This is a genomic window from Micromonospora sp. NPDC023737, assembly GCF_040639715.1.
Classification (GTDB): domain Bacteria; phylum Actinomycetota; class Actinomycetes; order Mycobacteriales; family Micromonosporaceae; genus Micromonospora.
Genome location: NZ_JBFAAL010000023.1, coordinates 1 through 15,587, shown reverse-complemented (window position 1 = coordinate 15,587; position 15,587 = coordinate 1). Strand labels below are relative to the sequence as shown.

The following is a 15,587-nucleotide window of genomic DNA, read 5'->3' as shown; positions in this document are numbered from 1 at the left end:
ACGTGAACAGTCGACGAAGGGCGCGCAGCATCCACGCCGCCGCCAACCGGCGCGCCGCGGACAACCTTTCCCGGCGTTGATGCGTGGTAGGGGCGTGACCGACCAAGAAGAAGCGATGTCCACGGCGGATCGGTCGTACGTGGCGTTCGTCGAGGTGGCCTGGCGGCGACACATCCGGCTCGCCATGCTGCTGACCGGCGATCGCTGGCGGGCCGAGGAGCTGCTCCAGGACAGCCTGGTGAAGGTGTACGAGCGGTGGCGGCGGCTGTCCCGGCTCGACGACCCGCACGCCTACCTGCGTCGCGCCCTGGTCAACAACCACACGTCCGGCTGGCGGCGGCGTCGCCGGGAGAACCTCGTGGCGGACGTCCCCGACCGGGCCGCTCCGGCCGGCGAAGTCGGCCCCGACGCCCTCGTCCTGCGCGGGGCGCTCATGTCGCTCCCGGCGAAGCAGCGCGCGGTCGTGGTGCTGCGCCACTACGAGGACCTGACCGAGCGTGAGGTCGCCCGGGTGCTGGGTTGCTCGCTCGGCACGGTCAAGAGCCAGAACGCCAAGGCGCTGGACAAGCTCCGCCACCTACTCGATGAATCCTCCTACGCGGTAAGCAGGTGATCAGTCATGAACACACTCGATGAGCAGCTCGCCCACCGACTGCACGACATCGTCGACGGCGAACCGGACTCCGTACCTCCGATGGAAGCGCTGCTCGGCCAGGGCCGGCGGGCGCGGCGGCGCCGGAACACCGTGATGGCCGGCGCGACGTGCGCGTTCCTGGCACTCGGGGCCGCCACGGCGGTGACCGTGGCGACGGTGCCCACGTCGGACCGCCCTGCGGTCACCGCCGAGGGCGTGTCGCAGCCGACCTCGCCTGGGATGAAGCTGGTCTCGGCGGTCACCGCCAGCGAGAACATCAGTTACCGGATGCGGCTGACCCAGACGGGCGGCGGCCAGAAGTACGAGGGGGCGTTCGACCCGAGGACCGCCACCGGGTACGTGCGTGCCCCGAAGGACGACTCGGTCATGGTCGAGCTGCTGATCAACGGCACCCGGTACGAGGGCGGCGAACGACCGCAGGGCCCGCTGCCGGCCGACAAGGGCCCCGGTGAGACGTACGGCCGCTACGGTCAGTACCCGGGCAAGTACGACCGGCTGTCCTTCTTCGCCGACGGGAACGACGTCCTGGGTGCCGCCTCACCCGACCCGGCGGCCCTCTTCACGGCGTTGAAGCGGGCGGACGCGACGATCACCGAGAACCCGGACGGCACGCTGCACTTCGAGTATGCGACCGAGTCCACGGCTGGATCGACGAGCGCCTCCGGCGAGGTCACGCTCGACGCCGACGGCCGGATCGCGACAGTGGTGCTGGACAGCACCTGGCGGTCCACGGCGAAGGGCCGGCTCGACACCGGCAACTCCACCGCGACGCTCGAACTCTTCGACTACGGCGTCGAGGTGAAGGTGGAGCGTCCCGCCGACGTCGTCAAGGTCAAGCAGTAGTCCCTCCTACCTGAGCTGCCCGCGGCCCGACGGTCGCGGGCAGCTCACGCTCTTGGTGATTCGTCGACAACGGGGTGAGCCCGGGTGCCGCGCCGACCGGCGCGTCGGTGGCTAAGGTGGGGCGCACCGGCAGGGAGGAGCGTCCACGATGACCGCCAGCACCCCCGTGACCACCGTTCGGCAGGCTCCGCACGACGCCGACCGGCCGATGCTCAGCTACCTCGACGAGGCGACCGGCGCGCGGATCGACCTGACCGCGACGCAGCTCGGTGAATGGGCGGCACGCAGCGCTGGCCTGCTGCGCGACGGCTGCGGGCTTGCGCCCGGTAGCCGGGTGGCGGTGCTGCTGCCGCCGCACTGGCGTACCGCCGCCGTGCTGCTGGGCGCCTGGTCGGTCGGGATGTCGGTGTCCTACCGGCCACGGGCCCTCGCCGGCCTTCCGGTGCTCGAACCGGGCGGTGACCGGCCGTACGACGCGGTGTTCGTGACCCCGGAGCGCCTCGACGACTGGCTGGAGGACGTGCCGGACGGGACGCACCGCTACCTGGTCGGCACCGGGCCGGAGCCGTTGGCCGACGTGCCGGTGGGTTTCCTCGACTGGTCCACCGAGGTGCTGCGGCACTCGGGCACCACGCCCAACTACACCGAGATCCGCCCGTCCGACCCGGCGAGTCCGGACGGCACCACGTACGGCGAGTGGGGCGGGCTCGCACGGGAGATGGCCGAGATGTGGGGCCTGGGCGTCGGCGACCGGCTGCTGGTCGACGCGGCCGAGCACGAACAGCCACTCAAGTGGCTGCTCGCCCCGCTCTCCGTCGGAGCGTCCGTGCTGATCTGCGCGAACCTGGACCGGTCCACGCTCGACGCCCGCATCGTCGCCGAGCAGGTCACCCGAGTGCTCTGACCGCCTGACGGCCTGCCGGATCGGGCTCCGGCTTCGGCTCCGCTTCGGCGGCATGGCGGAGCCGCGTGCCGCCCCCGGGCCGCCGGAGTCAACGACGCGCGTCACAGCCGAACCGCCTTCCTGGCTCCTGGGCGCTGTGAAAGGCTCCGTTCATGGGTAGCGCACTGGTATTGGCCGGCGGCGGAGTCGCCGGCATCGCCTGGGAACTCGGGGTCCTGCGCGGCCTCGCCGACGCCGATCCGGCGCTCGCCGACCGGATCCTCGCCGCCGACCTGGTGGTGGGCACCTCGGCCGGTTCGGCGGTCGCCGCGCAGATCACCAGCGGCACCCCGCTCGACGACCTGTACGCGGCTCAGCTGCGCGCGGAGACCGCGGAGATCGAGGTGGACGTCGACACGGAGAAGCTCTTCGGCGAGTACGGCGCGGTGCTGACCGGCATCTCCGATCCGGCGGAGGCCCGCCGCCGCCTGGGTGCGCTCGCACTCGCCGCGCAGAACGTGGACCCTGCTGCTCGACTCGCCGCGATCGACGCCCGGCTCCCGGTCAAGGCCTGGCCGAGTCGGGACGTACGGCTGCCCGCCGTCGACGCCGAGAGCGGTGAGGTGACCGTCTTCACCGGCGACTCCGGGGTGTCCCTGCGCGATGCGGTGGCCGCCAGCTGCGCGGTGCCCGGCATCTGGCCGCCCGTGGCGATCGGCGACCGCCACTACATCGACGGCGGGGTGCGCTCGATGACCAATGCCGACCTCGCCGCCGGTGCCGACCGGGTGCTGATCATCCAGCCCATCCTGGAGGGCACCCCGCAGCCGTGGGGCAACCTCGACGACGAGATCGCCAAGCTTGCCCCGGCCAAGGTGCACGTGATCAGCGCCGACCAGGCCTCCGTCGACGCGTTCGGCACCAACGCCCTGTCACCCGCGACCCGGGGTCCGGCTGCCCAGGCGGGCCGGGCCGTCGGCGCCGCCCACGCCGAGGCAGTCGCCGCAATCTGGAGCTGATCCGCTACCGGCGCTGAACCGCTCGACCGACTCGGCTGGCAGACAAGTCGGGGTGTCCGGCTCGGGCTGGACACCCCGACTTCAAGGAAGCCGAGTCGATCAAGCAGGCAGCTGGCGGGCGGTCGCGGTTCGTTACCGGGCGTCGGCCTCCTCGGAGAGGTCCTCGCCGTAGGCGTACCAGCTCGTGCCGAGCTTCGGCCCCCACTCGACGGTCAGCGCCGGCTCGGGCTCATCGTCCGGCTCACGCAGCGGGAGGCCCGCGTTGAGCAGCGGCTGCCACTCCACGGTCAGGAAGGGCTCGGTCATGACCACGCCCTCTCCGCGACGAGCGGGTCGTTCGACAGCTCAGGCGGCACCGTCTCCTCGGCCGGAGCCAGACCCCGCGTGTGCTGCGGCACGAAGACGGGATCGGGCGGAGCCGCTCGATGGTGCTGCGGATGCCGGTCCTGGTAGTCCAGAGCAGCCTGGACCAGCTCCGGCTCGGAGAACCGGGGTCCCCAGAAGGCGGCGTTGATCGGCAGCCCTTCCGTGCTGTCGTAACCGATCGGGAAGGTCACCATGGGCCAGGTGAGCGCGTTGGGGAGCTGGTAGAAGCTGCGGTAGTTGCGGAGCTGGGTGCCGCCGAACCGGGGCCCGATCTGCGCGCCCATCGGCAGCACGAGCATGAAGTCGACGCCGGCCTCGTCGAGCGCCCGCTGGTAGTTGGCCTGCAGCGTACGGCGGCGGCGTTCGCCCTCGTCACGCACGGCGGTGGGGATCGCGCCGGCGATCGCCGCGGCCTCGGCGAGGTCGCCGAACTGCCGGGTCAACGCGGGGGCGTTCTCGGGGTGCGACTCGGCGAACGCCTGGATCGCCTGCCAGTAGCGGATCTCGTACCGGTTCGGATTGAGCAGCGCCGTGGCGGGCGACACCACACTGCCGTCGGGCAGCGGGAGACGTTCGGTGGTGCGGAAGTACGGGTCGTTCGCCGCCACGGTGACGTCGAGGCCGGGGAACTCCCTGACCGTGGCTCCCAGGGCGGCCAGCTCGGCCTTGAACCGTTCAAAGGCGGCCCGGTAGTCGCCGTCGTACGTCTCTGCGGGCGGGACCCCCGTGCCGCCTCGGGTCATCCAGTCGGTCTCTGGGATGCCGATGGTCGTACCAGCCAGGGGGCGACCGCCACGCCGCGCGGCCACCGGCAGCGCGGGGAACGGGTCCGGGGCGGAGAGGGTGAGCGGGTCGGACGCGGGGTCCGGTCCGAGGACGGCGGCCAGCACGAGCGACGCGTCCCGGATCGAACGGGTGATCGGCCCGAGCACGTCGTAGCCCGGCGAGAGCGGCATCGTCCCGGCGGTGGAGACGAGGCCCAGCGAGGGCTTGATGGCGCTCGCGCCGTTCGCCGCCGCCGGCATGATGATGGAGCCTCCGGTCTCCTCACCGATCGTGGCCGCAGCCAGTCGAGCCACGGCGGCCACCCCGGATCCCTGGCTCGACCCGCCGGGGATGAAGCGTGGGTTCCAGGCGTTGCCGGCGAACGTGCCGGCGATGCTGCCGGAGAACGCCGAGGCGATGGTGTGGCCGATGATCACCGCACCCTGGGCGCGCAGTCGCGCCACGATGGTCGCGTCGCGGCGCGACAGGTTCCCGTCGTACGCGTGGGTGCCGTTCTTCGCCTCCAGCCCCTTGACCGCGATCGAGTCCTTGATTCCGAAGGGAATGCCACACAGCAGGGGCGACCGCCGGCCGTGGCGGAGCAGCCTGTCCGCCGCCGCGGCCTGGGCGAGGGCACCCTCCCGGTCGATCCGGACGAACGCGTTGTACCCGCCGTTGTCGCCGTAGACCTCGAACGGGCCGTTCAGCCGGTCGATGCGGTCGAGGTAGGCCTCGGTCAGCTCGACCGAGGTCACCTTCCGGGCCCGCAGCAGGACGATCAGCTCACTGAGCTCGTAGTCCACGATCCGCGACCGGCGCGGGATCCGGCCGACCGGCGGCAGCTGCGTGAGCAGGTCCGGAGTGGAGTCAGGGGCGGCTGCGGCCGGTTGTGCGGTGACGAGGCCGGCCACCGTCGCACCGGCCGCCGCGGCACCGCCGCCGAGCAGGAACCGGCGGCTGACGCCCGGCCGGGCGCCTTCCGTTGTGGTCGGTGTCGCGGTGGCATCAGTGCTGTTGCCCATGAAGGCTCCCGTCTGCCAGGAGGGCGGGCGCGTGGGATCACCCGAAACGTCGAGCCGGCGCTGCTGGAAGGGATCGTCACGCGCGAGCGGTCGCATCGATGTTGCCAACTGCATCCGGCTGGGTAAACCGGACCTTCACCGGGTTGTGGGCGACGCCGATCTTCGCTACGGGCGTTCCTCCCGCCCGTCCGGGTGCCTCTTCGAAAGCGTTCCCCGGCTGCCTTTCGTTACATCGACGTCAGCCCCTTGAGCAGGGCTTTTGCCGACGCTCTTGACGTGGTCTCATACCGGACAGACGACGCCATCGACCTGGTCGTGGCAACCCCGCGTCGATGCCGCACCGCTTCCATCCCCTGAAAGGTGCACCGATGAGCAGGAGACCGATCTTCCGACTGGCGGTCCTCACCGCCTCCGCCGCGACGTTCCTCGCGTCCGGCGGTGCCTACAGCGCGGTGGCGGCGGCACCCGTGACCGTCTCCCCGGGCGGCGCGGTGTGTGAGCCGGGCACCGACGCGTCCAGCGTGGCCCGGGTCGCCGAGGGCGCCACCGCGCAGGAGCCGGAGCTGTACTCGAAGAACGAGGCGAACGCGTACGGGGTCATCAAGGACTCGCCGCGCCTGCCCAACGGCAGCGTCACCATCCCCACGGTCTTCCACATGATCTCCGACCACCCGCTGAGCTCGGCGGAGACGGCCCGCTGGAACACGATGATCGAGGACCAGATGGAGGTGCTGAACGACTCATACGCCGGCCGCACCGCGCCGGACGCCTCCGACACGCCGTTCCGGTTCTCGCTGGTCGACACGACGTGGACGGTGAACAGCGACTGGTACACCGTCGTGCCGGGCAAGAACGAGCGGGACATGAAGAAGGCGCTCTACACCGGAGACGCCCGCACCCTGAACGTGTACGCGGCCAACATCGGCGGCGGGCTCCTCGGCTGGGCGTACTTCCCGAAGGGCTACAACAACGGCCGCGACTACATCGACGGCGTGGTGATGCTCGACGAGTCGATGCCGGGCGGCACGGCGGGCAAGTACTCCCTCGGTGACACGCTGACGCACGAGGTCGGGCACTGGCTGATGCTGGAGCACACCTTCGCGCACGGGTGCTCCGCGTCCGGTGACTTCGTGGCGGACACTCCGCGGGAGGCGGCGCCCCAGTTCGACTGCCCGGTGGGCGCCGACACCTGCACCGCGCCCGGCCTGGACCCGATCCACAACTTCATGGACTACACGCAGGACTCCTGCATGAACATGTTCACGCCGGGTCAGGCGGACCGGATGAGCGACGCCTGGGTCGCCTTCCGGGCCGGCGGCGGCAAGAGCTGATCAAAACTAGCGGGGTTGACGGGCCGCGGCACGGCGGCCCGTCAACCCGCCACCCAGGCCCCACGCCGCTCGATCCCAGTCGGGCCGCGGTGGGCAACACGCGCTAGTCGAACGAGGGCAGCGAGGGGCCGAGGACGTCGTCGGCGTCCACGATGGTGTACGCGTACCCCTGCTCGGCGAGGAAGCGCTGCCGGTGCGCGGCGTACTCGGTGTCGATGGTGTCCCGGGAGACCACCGTGTAGAAGTGCGCCTGCCGGCCGTCGGCCTTCGGGCGGAGCACCCGGCCGAGCCGCTGCGCCTCCTCCTGGCGCGACCCGAACGTGCCGGACACCTGGATCGCGACGGCCGCCTCGGGCAGGTCGATGGAGAAGTTGCCGACCTTCGAGATGACCAGGGTGCGCAGCTCCCCGGAGCGGAACGCGTCGAACAGCCGCTCCCGCTCCTTGTTCGTGGTCGAACCCTGCACGATCGGCGCGTCGAGGTATTCGCCGAGCTGGTGCAGCTGGTCGATGTACGCCCCGATCACCAGCACCTGGTCGTCCGGGTGCCGGTCGACCAGCGCCTTCACCACCGGCAGCTTGGTCCGGGCGGTTGCCGCCATCCGGTACCGCTCCTCGGCCTCCGCCGTCGCGTACGCCATCCGCTCCGCATCGGTCAGCGTCACCCGGACCTCGGTGCACTCGGCCGGGGCGATCCAGCCCTGCGACTCGATGTCCTTCCACGGCGCGTCGTAGCGCTTCGGGCCGATCAGGCTGAACACGTCGCCCTCCCGGCCGTCCTCCCGGACCAGCGTCGCGGTCAGGCCCAGCCGGCGGCGAGCCTGGAGGTCCGCGGTGAACCGGAAGATCGGTGCGGGCAGCAGGTGCACCTCGTCGTAGATGACCAGGCCCCAGTCGCGGGCGCCGAACAGGTCCAGGTGGGTGAACGCGCCGCCGCGCCGTGAGGTGAGCACCTGGTACGTGGCGATGGTGACCGGGCGGATCTCCTTGCGCTCGCCCGAGTACTCGCCGATCTCCTCCTCGGTCAGCGAGGTGCGCGCGATCAGCTCACGCTTCCACTGCCGCCCGGCCACCGTGTTGGTGACCAGGATCAGCGTGGTCGCCTTCGCCTCGGCCATCGCGGCCGCCCCGACGAGCGTCTTGCCCGCGCCGCAGGGGAGCACGACCACGCCCGAGCCGCCGGCCCAGAACGCCTCGACGGCCTCCCGCTGGTACGACCGCAGCGTCCACGGCTTCCGGCCTTCCTTGCCGGCCTCCGCCAGATCGATCGGGTGGGCCTCGCCGTCGACGTACCCGGCGAGGTCCTCGGCAGGCCAGCCGAGCTTCAGCAGCGCCTGCTTGAGCCGGCCCCGCTCGGACGGGTGCACCGCGATCGTGTCGTCGTCGATCTTCGCGCCGAGCATGCCGGCGAGCTTCTTGCTCTTGGCGACCTCGACCAGTACCAGCCGGTCCAGTGCCCGCAGGACGAGGCCGTGCACCGGGTCGTTGACGAGCTGGAGCCGGCCGTACCGGTCCATGGTCTCCGCCACGTCGACCAGCAGGGCGTGCGGCACCGGATAGCGGGAGAACTTGATCAGCGAGTCGACGACACCCTCGGCGTCATGGCCGGCGGCCCGGGCGTTCCACAGGCCGAGCGGCGTGAGCCGGTAGGTGTGCACGTGCTCCGGGGAACGTTCCAACTCGGCGAACGGGGCGATGGCCATCCGGCACGCCTGCGCGTCAGGGTGGTCGATCTCCAGCAGCAGGGTCTTGTCCGACTGCACGATCAGGGGTCCACCGCTCACGCCAGCGTCCTTCCGTCCGATGGGCTGCCCGGCACGGTGGAGTACCCACCGAGGGCCGACCATCCAGTGTTGCACGCGGCCGGAGTTGGGCAGGGAAACGCGTACCGGCTGCAACCGTCCCGGCACTCGCGAACGTCCAAGAACGGGACGGCACCGACCTGAGCGGCTGGTCAGCGGGGCGGAAACCAGGGTGTTTCGCCCTGTCACTCGCGCCACAACGGTGCCACGCTGAACGTCCGGCGTCGTACCGGACGGGGAGGCGCAGATGGCGCTCGATCATGACGTGGCCCGGGAGCACGACCAGGGCGAGAAGGTGTCAACCGCGACAGTGGTCGCGTACGTGGTCGCCGCGGTGGCCGTCTTCGGCTGGTTCCTCTACGGCTGGCTCGTGCTCCGGCAGGGTTTCGTCAATTCGGTGGGCGAGGCGGCCGGCACCGGGTTCGCGCTGCTGCTGATCGTCTCGATCGTCGGCACGGTACGACGTAGCCGCCGCTGACCGGCGCGGTTGCCGGCGTCGGCCACCCGCCCGGCGACGGTCGGTCGGCGGCTCAGTCGGGGCGTACCGCCGCGGTGATCCGGTGCAGCGCGAAGGTGTGCAGCATCTCCGTCCGCTCGTCCTCCGCGCGCAGGTAGCCGGCACCGATGGAGACCGGCTTGACCAGCCGGGAGGCGGTCGCCCCGTGCGCGTCGACGTAGCCGACCCAGACCAGCGCCTTGTCCCGGACCGCCTGCTGGAGCACCGCGAGAGCGTCGCTGTGGCCCTGCACCGGCGCCGGACCGGCGGCACCTCGTCCGCCGCCCCGTACCGCCGCCGGGGCCCGTCGGGCCGCCCGCGCCGCCGCGTCGCCGCGCCGGATCTGCTCCACCACTCCGAGCAGGCGCGGCATCGGCACCCTCGGCGCGGCCAGCGGGTCCAGCGTCCGGGTGGCCACCGACACCCGGGCCGGCGCTCGCCGTGTCTTCGGGCGGGACAGCACCGCCGCGCCGCTGGCGTCCTCCGGCACCGGGGCGTACCCGGCGTCGCGCAGCGCGCCCAGCAGGCGCCCCACCTGGTACGGGCTCACCAGCACGGTCGGCGCCAGCCGGCGCAACGCCAGCGACTCCAACCGCCGGTCGGCGCAGACCTCGCTGAGCAACGCCTCGTCGTCACTGCGCAGGTACGCGCCGGCGGACCCGGCCCGCAGCCCGCCGTGCCGGCGGGCCACGTCGTCGATCAGGTACGTGAGCGACTGCGGCACCGGTGTCCGGGACCTCCGCCGGAAGAGCCCGTGCAGGTCGTCGGCGGTGTAGCCCGCGTCCAACGCCCGGCGCACGCTCGCCGTGGTCACCCGGTGCACGCTGGCGCCGCCCGCCGACTCCGGCTCGGCCACCGCGTCCAGTTCGGCGGCGAGCGTCGGCTCGGGCGGGCCCGGTACCACGAGGGTCAGGTCGGCCTGCATCAGGAAGTGATCCACCGGGGCGGGCAGGAGCGCGTCCAGCGCTCGCGCCGCCGTCGACGGTTCCTCGCTGTCGGCCTCCAGGTGCAGCCCGAGCGGGTCGTCGGTGCCGTCGTCGGCGTGGGTGACGTTGGCCAGCAGCAGCCGCCCGTACGAGGTGAGCGCCCCCAGGCCGGTCACGCCGAGCTGAGCGGCCTCGGCGAGCACCTCCCGGTGCGCGTTCTCCCGCCCCCGGCTGCGCCGGGGCGAGCGCCAATCGAGCAGCGCCAGCACCTCGTCGGTGGTGGGCACGGTGGCCGGTTCCAGGTCGGCGAGCACCCCGAGCACGGCCCGCCGGGCGGCCGGGGCGCCGGCGCGCTCCGCCTCGGCCGAGAGCGCCGTGATCGGCCGGTCCCGGTCGTCGCGCTGCCCGACCAGCCCCACTTGCCGGGTCATCGTCAGCCAGGCCCGGGCCAGCTGTTCCCAGCGCTGGGCCAGGGAGGCGGCCCGCCACACCTCGTAGCCTGCGGCCGGCAGCACCTGCTGGTCGGCGCCGTAGCGGCTGGTGGTGACGCCGGGCAGCTCCAGCTCGCCGAGGAGCCCGGCGGCGTACGCCACCTCGATCAGCAGTGCCGTCGTCGGCTCGTCCAGCCCGCCGGTGCGGGCCAGGCGGCGCAGGTCCCGTACGCCGATGCCGCCGGAACGGAGCACCGGGGCCGGTTCGGCGGCGAGCTGCTCCATCAGCCCCTCGGTGTGGCGTACGACCTCCATGGTCTGGCCGGCCCCGGCGGAGTCGACGGCCTTCGGCTCGCGGGGCGCCGCGGCGACCGCCGGCGGGCTGGTCCGCAGCGGTCCGAGCGGCCCGGTGTCGCGGCGTAGCAACAGCCCGACCTCGCGGGGAAGTTCCACGGTGCCGGCGGAGACCGGTACGAGCAGCCGGTGCTCCACCAGCCAGCGCACGGGCGACCCGGTCGGCGCGCCACCGTTCACGGGGTCTGGTGGCAGTTGGTCCTCCTCGCCGAGCGGCGGCGCCTGCAGGGCGCCCGGAGGCACGCTGCCCACCGGCGGTCCGGCCGCGAGCCGGTCCAGGATCGCCCGGGCGGAGGGCGGCGCGGCCAGCAGCGTCCGGCGCAGCTTCGCCGGGTCCGCGCAGAGCGCGGCGCTACGCGAGTCCAGGTCCGCGGCTGGTCGGCCCAGCCCCGCCGGGTACGGCGACACCTCGTCGACGCTCGCGACCACGCTGAGCGCCTCCGGTGTGCCGTACAGCAGGAAGAGCGCGCGCAGCCGGTCGACCGCGCCCCGGATGGTGGCCGGCGCGGGCGGCCGTGCCCCGGATGTCGCCATGGCGAGCACGGCCTCCGTGGAGGTGGTGCCGTCGGCCGGGTCCCGGGTCAGCCGGGCGGCGTCGAGGATCTGAAGGGTGAACTGGTCCAGCCCGTCCAGGGCCCGGGCCACCGACACGCGGGACTGCGCCCGGGTGGCGAGCGCGGAGACGTCGGCCGGCACGGGCACGACGAGGTCCGGCCGCAGCTGCAGGAGGGCGGCCAGCGACTCGTCGGGAAGCGACCGCAGGTGGTCGGCGAGTGAGGTGGTCATCGTCATTCCACGCTAGCCCGGCACAGGGTGCTCCCGCCCCTCGGACGTCCGGCTGGCTCACCGGGTACCGGCCTCCGGAGCGCTGTGGCGCCGGCCGGTACGTTCTCCGCATGCCTGCACTGACGGTCGGGTTCGATCTCGACATGACCCTGGTCGACTCGCGCCCTGGCATCGCCGCCACGTACCGGGCGCTCACGGCGCGCACCGGGGTGCCCGTCGACGCGGACGCGGCGGTGTCCCGGCTCGGGCCGCCGCTGCGCTCCGAGATCGCCCGGTGGTTCCCGCCGGAGCAGGTCGAGCCGGCAGTGTCGATCTTCCGCGAGCTCTACCCGGCGTACGCGATCACCCCGACCGTCCCGCTGCCCGGCGCCCGCGAGGCGATCGAGCTGGTCCGGGCGCGGGGCGGACGTGTGCTGGTGGTCACGTCCAAGCTCGGCCGGCTGGCCCGGCTGCACCTGGATCACCTCGGACTGGCGGTGGACGAGGTGGCCGGCGACCTCTTCGCCGAGGGGAAGGCCACCGCCCTGCGCGAGCACGGTGCGACCCACTACGTCGGTGATCATGTGGCGGACATGGTCGCCGCGGAGGCGGCCGGGGTGCCGGGGATAGGCGTGGCGACCGGCCCTTGTTCGGCCGATGAGCTGCGGTCGGCTGGGGCGGAAGTGGTGCTCGACGATCTCAGCGGATTCCCAGGGGCACTGGACCGCATGATCCAGCTAGCCTTGGAGCAGTAAACGTCTCAAACGAAGCAGGGGATCTCAGGTGCCTACGGGTCGAGTGAAGTGGTACGACGCGACCAAGGGATACGGTTTCGTCACCAGCGACGAGGGTGGCGACGTGTTCCTGCCGAAGGGCGCGCTACCGGCGGGTGTCACCGACCTCAAGGGTGGTCAGCGAATCGACTTCAGTGTGGTCGACAGCCGGCGTGGCGCGCAGGCCATGGGGGTCAAGCTGCTGGAGGCGCCGCCGTCGATGGCCGAGTTGCGCCGCCGGCCGGCGGAGGAGTTGCACGGCCTCGTCGAGGACATGATCAAGGTGCTTGAGGCGAAGGTTCAGCCGGACCTGCGCCGGGGTCGATTCCCGGACCGGAAGACCGCGCAGAAGATCGCTCAGCTGGTCCACGCGGTGGCGCGCGAGCTGGAGGTCTGAGGCACCAGCCCGGCGGCGGCGGCCCGGCCCAGCAGCGCGTCGACGGCGGCGAATCCCGCATCTCCCAGGTCGGCGGAGAACTCGTTGACGTAGAGACCGATGTGCCGGTCCACCACGTCGAGCTCCATCTCCTGGGCGTGCGAGAGCACGTAGTCGCGGCTGGCGGCCGGGTCGGCCCAGGCCTGCCGCACGGATTCGCGGATCCACCCGGCGGCGGCCTCTGGGTCGACCACGCCGCGCCGGGCCAGGATCGCGCCGAGCGGGATGGGGAGACCGGTGTCGGCCTCCCACCACTCGCCGAGGTCGACCAGGGCGGTCAGGCCGTGCCGGTGGTAGGTGAATCGGGCCTCGTGGATGACCAGGCCGGCGTCGTATCGGCCGGCGGCCACGCCGGGCATGATCTCGTGGAACGGAACCACCTCGATCCGCGCCGGCGGGCGGTCGGCTGCCCAGAGCCGGAAGAGCAGGTACGCGGTGGTGCGGTCGCCGGGGACCGCCACGGTCGCGCCCGAGAGGTCGGTACGGTCGCCGCGGGTGAGCACCAGCGGGCCGCAACCGCGGCCCAGCGCCCCGCCGCAGGGCAGCAGGTGGTACTTGTCCAGCAGCCACGGCAGCGCTGCGTAGCTCACCTTCACCAGGTCGAACGCCCCACGCTCGGCCGCGGTGTTGGTGACGTCCACATCGGCGTAGGTCACGTCGACCGGCGGAGCGCCGGCCACGCGGCCGTGCACCAGGGCGTGGAAGATGAAGGTGTCGTTGGGGCAGGGCGAGAATGCCAACGAGAGCGCCACGACCCCACCGTAGTCCCGCCTTCGCATCATCTCCCCACCCGGCCCCACGATGTGACCCGTGCCCCGTGCCCGCGGCCGTGGCCTGTGGCCTGTGGCCTGTGGCCCGTGGCCGTGGCCCGTGCCCCGTGGCCGTGGCCCGTGCCCCGTGCCCGTGGCCCGTGCCCCGTGCCCGTGGCCCGTGCCTGTGGCCGCTTGCCGTGACCCCGTGACCCCGTGACCCGCGAGACGGTGACCGGGGGCGTGTGGCCGGGGCGCGTGTGACCGCGTGGCCGCCTCGCCGCCTCGCCACTGCGGCGCCGCGGCGGCTATCGAAGCCGGCGCTCAGCCCCGCCGGTAGTGCTCCTGTGGACGCTGTCGAGCTGCCCCAGAAATGGGGCACGGGTGCGCCCGCGACGGACGAAGGGTGCCGAGGTGCAGGCGGCCCAGGCGGCGCAGCGGCGGAGGCGGCTCACGCGGCTCAGCGGTCCAGGCGGCCCAGGCGGTGTAGCGGCGGAGGTGGCTCACGCGGCTCAGCGGTCTAGGCGGTGTAGCGGCGGAGGTGGCTCACGCCGCTCAGCGGTCCAGGCGGTCCAGGCGGTGTAGCGGCCGGGGCGGCTCGCGCGGCTCAGCGGTCCGGGCGGCGCAGCGGCCGAGGCGGCTCACGCGGCTCACGCGGCGCAGCGGCCGAGGCGGCTCAAGCCCCCTCGACGTGCCTTGCCTGCCGGGTGGGACGGGCGCTCGCGGGCACCGCGTTCGTCCGTCCCCGGCGAGACCGTTGGGATTTGCGGCCGGGGCTGGCGGCATTGGATTTGCGCCGTATGCATCCTTTTGTAGCTGGTCTCAAATATGGGGCAGCTCGACAGGCAGCGAAGGAGACCTACTCCGTGCAGGCGGGTTATCCACAGTCCACAGGGTTATCCACAGGCAGCGCCGAGGCTGTTGAAACGGGAGAGCCGGCTCGGGACGATCGCTAGGTGACGGACACCAGCGACCGGATCGACGTGGGGGCGATGCTCCGTGCGTTGCGTCGGCAGGCCGACCTCAGCCAGCGGGAACTCGCCGAGCGCTCGGGCGTCCCCAAGAGCACCCTCGCGCGCATCGAGAGCGGCCAGGGCACCGAGCCGAGATTCGCGACGGTGGATCGGCTGGTCCGGGCGGCCGGGGGAGCGCTGACGGTGGGAGTGCCGCGCGCCGCCCTGACCGGCGACAACGGGTCCGACGATCTGCCCATCCCGGCGGACGACGGGCGGCGGGACGAGGCGGGCCGGCGCTACCCGCCACACCTGGACCTGCGGGAGGTGCGCAAGCTCACCGACTGGCCGGGCGCGTGGTGGGCGCACTGGTACACGCTGCCACCTGAGAAGTGGCCGTTACGGGTTCCAGAGGTGACCTACGACCTCGACCGTGAACGCCGGGACGAGCGGCGTTGGCGTGAACGGCTCCGCCGGCAAATCCGGGTAAGGCGGGAGCGCCAGGGCCTGCCGGACGGATCGTGGCGGTTCCTCGCTGAGCTACCGGGCGGCGCGTTGGTCGGTGAGCTGCGCGCGCACGAGCGGAGCGAGGACCTGCTGCGAGGCGTCGATCTCGGTGACCAGCGCGAGATCGTCCTGGATGGCGTGGTCGTGGCGCCGGAGCTGCGACAACTGGGCATCGGCCGTCGGCTGGTCGCGCTGCTCACCGAGGAGATGCAGCGAGCTCGGATCACCACGGCGCGGGCGGTAGGTGAGTTCGGTGCCGTCCGGTTCCTGATGGCCTGCGGATTCGAACTGGAGGCGAGCCGGCCCTCGGCCCTGCGGCTGACCGTGCGGCAATGAGCGGCGCGAAGCCCGGCAGCCGGAAGGCCCGGAAGTCAGGCCGGACATAACCGCATCACCCCCGGCCAGGTCATCCCAGGCCAGGTCACCCCCGGCCACGTCGGCGCGGCCAGGTTCCCCAGCCGGGAAGCACCCGGACCGTGGTGATCCGGGCCGCCTCGGTGTTGTCGAAGTCC

General features: G+C 72.5%; 14 protein-coding genes. 9 read left to right on the top strand and 5 right to left on the bottom strand.

Annotation, left to right across the window (positions count from 1 at the left end; translation table 11 throughout):
• The first annotated feature begins 115 nt into the window (after positions 1-115).
• The 4 genes from AB0F98_RS29280 (at position 116) to AB0F98_RS29265 (ending at position 3,400) form a co-directional block, all read left to right on the top strand.
• Entirely contained in the window at positions 116-613 is a 498-nt protein-coding gene (locus AB0F98_RS29280) for a SigE family RNA polymerase sigma factor (protein WP_357741964.1), read from the top strand.
• A gap of 6 nt (positions 614-619) precedes the next feature.
• A complete protein-coding gene (locus AB0F98_RS29275) occupies positions 620-1,498 on the top strand; it encodes a hypothetical protein (protein ID WP_357741961.1) in 879 nt (292 codons plus the stop codon).
• A gap of 148 nt (positions 1,499-1,646) precedes the next feature.
• Positions 1,647-2,402, top strand: coding sequence for a TIGR03089 family protein (locus AB0F98_RS29270; protein WP_357741958.1), 756 nt, complete (start codon positions 1,647-1,649; stop codon positions 2,400-2,402).
• 152 nt (positions 2,403-2,554) lie between these two features.
• A complete protein-coding gene (locus tag AB0F98_RS29265) occupies positions 2,555-3,400 on the top strand; it encodes a patatin-like phospholipase family protein (protein WP_357741955.1) in 846 nt (281 codons plus the stop codon).
• 132 nt (positions 3,401-3,532) lie between these two features.
• Here AB0F98_RS29265 and AB0F98_RS29260 read toward each other — a convergent pair whose 3' ends face one another.
• Together AB0F98_RS29260 and AB0F98_RS29255 are read right to left on the bottom strand one after the other, a co-directional pair.
• On the bottom strand, positions 3,533-3,706 hold the full coding sequence (locus AB0F98_RS29260; protein ID WP_357741953.1) for a hypothetical protein: 174 nt from the start codon (positions 3,704-3,706) through the stop codon (positions 3,533-3,535).
• Positions 3,703-5,553 carry an amidase gene (locus AB0F98_RS29255; RefSeq protein ID WP_357741950.1) on the bottom strand — a complete coding sequence of 617 codons (1,851 nt, stop codon included), beginning with the start codon at positions 5,551-5,553 and terminating at the stop codon, positions 3,703-3,705. The genes AB0F98_RS29260 and AB0F98_RS29255 overlap by 4 nt, the downstream gene beginning before the upstream one ends.
• Before the next feature lie 368 nt (positions 5,554-5,921).
• Here AB0F98_RS29255 and AB0F98_RS29250 point away from each other — a divergent pair, with 368 nt between their 5' ends.
• Positions 5,922-6,884 carry a zinc metalloprotease gene (locus AB0F98_RS29250; RefSeq protein ID WP_357741947.1) on the top strand — a complete coding sequence of 321 codons (963 nt, stop codon included), beginning with the start codon at positions 5,922-5,924 and terminating at the stop codon, positions 6,882-6,884.
• A gap of 103 nt (positions 6,885-6,987) precedes the next feature.
• Here AB0F98_RS29250 and AB0F98_RS29245 read toward each other — a convergent pair whose 3' ends face one another.
• Complete coding sequence (locus tag AB0F98_RS29245; protein WP_355144068.1) at positions 6,988-8,667, bottom strand: DNA repair helicase XPB; 1,680 nt, start codon at positions 8,665-8,667, stop codon at positions 6,988-6,990.
• A gap of 265 nt (positions 8,668-8,932) precedes the next feature.
• Here AB0F98_RS29245 and AB0F98_RS29240 point away from each other — a divergent pair, with 265 nt between their 5' ends.
• A complete protein-coding gene (locus tag AB0F98_RS29240; protein WP_357741943.1) occupies positions 8,933-9,163 on the top strand; it encodes a hypothetical protein in 231 nt (76 codons plus the stop codon).
• A 52-nt stretch (positions 9,164-9,215) separates the two neighbouring features.
• Here the strand turns inward: AB0F98_RS29240 and AB0F98_RS29235 are convergent, their stop codons facing one another.
• Entirely contained in the window at positions 9,216-11,678 is a 2,463-nt protein-coding gene (locus tag AB0F98_RS29235) for a helicase-associated domain-containing protein (protein ID WP_357741940.1), read from the bottom strand.
• 110 nt (positions 11,679-11,788) lie between these two features.
• Here AB0F98_RS29235 and AB0F98_RS29230 point away from each other — a divergent pair, with 110 nt between their 5' ends.
• On the top strand, positions 11,789-12,412 hold the full coding sequence (locus tag AB0F98_RS29230; RefSeq protein WP_357741937.1) for an HAD family hydrolase: 624 nt from the start codon (positions 11,789-11,791) through the stop codon (positions 12,410-12,412).
• A gap of 28 nt (positions 12,413-12,440) precedes the next feature.
• The gene (locus AB0F98_RS29225; RefSeq protein WP_355144078.1) at positions 12,441-12,827 is read left to right on the top strand and encodes a cold shock domain-containing protein; all 387 of its coding nucleotides are present in this window, start codon (positions 12,441-12,443) and stop codon (positions 12,825-12,827) included.
• Here AB0F98_RS29225 and AB0F98_RS29220 read toward each other — a convergent pair.
• Positions 12,788-13,618: a 1,4-dihydroxy-6-naphthoate synthase gene (locus tag AB0F98_RS29220; RefSeq protein ID WP_350791590.1), complete on the bottom strand. Its 831-nt coding sequence runs from the start codon at positions 13,616-13,618 to the stop codon at positions 12,788-12,790. The genes AB0F98_RS29225 and AB0F98_RS29220 overlap by 40 nt on opposite strands.
• A 953-nt stretch (positions 13,619-14,571) precedes the next feature.
• Between AB0F98_RS29220 and AB0F98_RS29215 the strand changes: the two genes are divergently transcribed.
• Entirely contained in the window at positions 14,572-15,411 is an 840-nt protein-coding gene (locus AB0F98_RS29215) for a GNAT family N-acetyltransferase (protein ID WP_357741933.1), read from the top strand.
• The last annotated feature ends 176 nt before the right edge of the window (positions 15,412-15,587 follow it).

Bases quoted from the DNA above. Each gene is read 5' to 3' on its own strand.
- AB0F98_RS29260 (WP_357741953.1), bottom strand. From the start codon at position 3,706: ATGACCGAGCCCTTCCTGACCGTGGAGTGGCAGCCGCTGCTCAACGCG.
- AB0F98_RS29280 (WP_357741964.1), top strand. From the start codon at position 116: ATGTCCACGGCGGATCGGTCGTACGTGGCGTTCGTCGAGGTGGCCTGG.
- AB0F98_RS29250 (WP_357741947.1), top strand. From the start codon at position 5,922: ATGAGCAGGAGACCGATCTTCCGACTGGCGGTCCTCACCGCCTCCGCC.
- AB0F98_RS29235 (WP_357741940.1), bottom strand. From the start codon at position 11,678: ATGACCACCTCACTCGCCGACCACCTGCGGTCGCTTCCCGACGAGTCG.
- AB0F98_RS29230 (WP_357741937.1), top strand. From the start codon at position 11,789: ATGCCTGCACTGACGGTCGGGTTCGATCTCGACATGACCCTGGTCGAC.
- AB0F98_RS29275 (WP_357741961.1), top strand. From the start codon at position 620: ATGAACACACTCGATGAGCAGCTCGCCCACCGACTGCACGACATCGTC.
- AB0F98_RS29270 (WP_357741958.1), top strand. From the start codon at position 1,647: ATGACCGCCAGCACCCCCGTGACCACCGTTCGGCAGGCTCCGCACGAC.
- AB0F98_RS29240 (WP_357741943.1), top strand. From the start codon at position 8,933: ATGGCGCTCGATCATGACGTGGCCCGGGAGCACGACCAGGGCGAGAAG.
- AB0F98_RS29265 (WP_357741955.1), top strand. From the start codon at position 2,555: ATGGGTAGCGCACTGGTATTGGCCGGCGGCGGAGTCGCCGGCATCGCC.
- AB0F98_RS29255 (WP_357741950.1), bottom strand. From the start codon at position 5,553: ATGGGCAACAGCACTGATGCCACCGCGACACCGACCACAACGGAAGGC.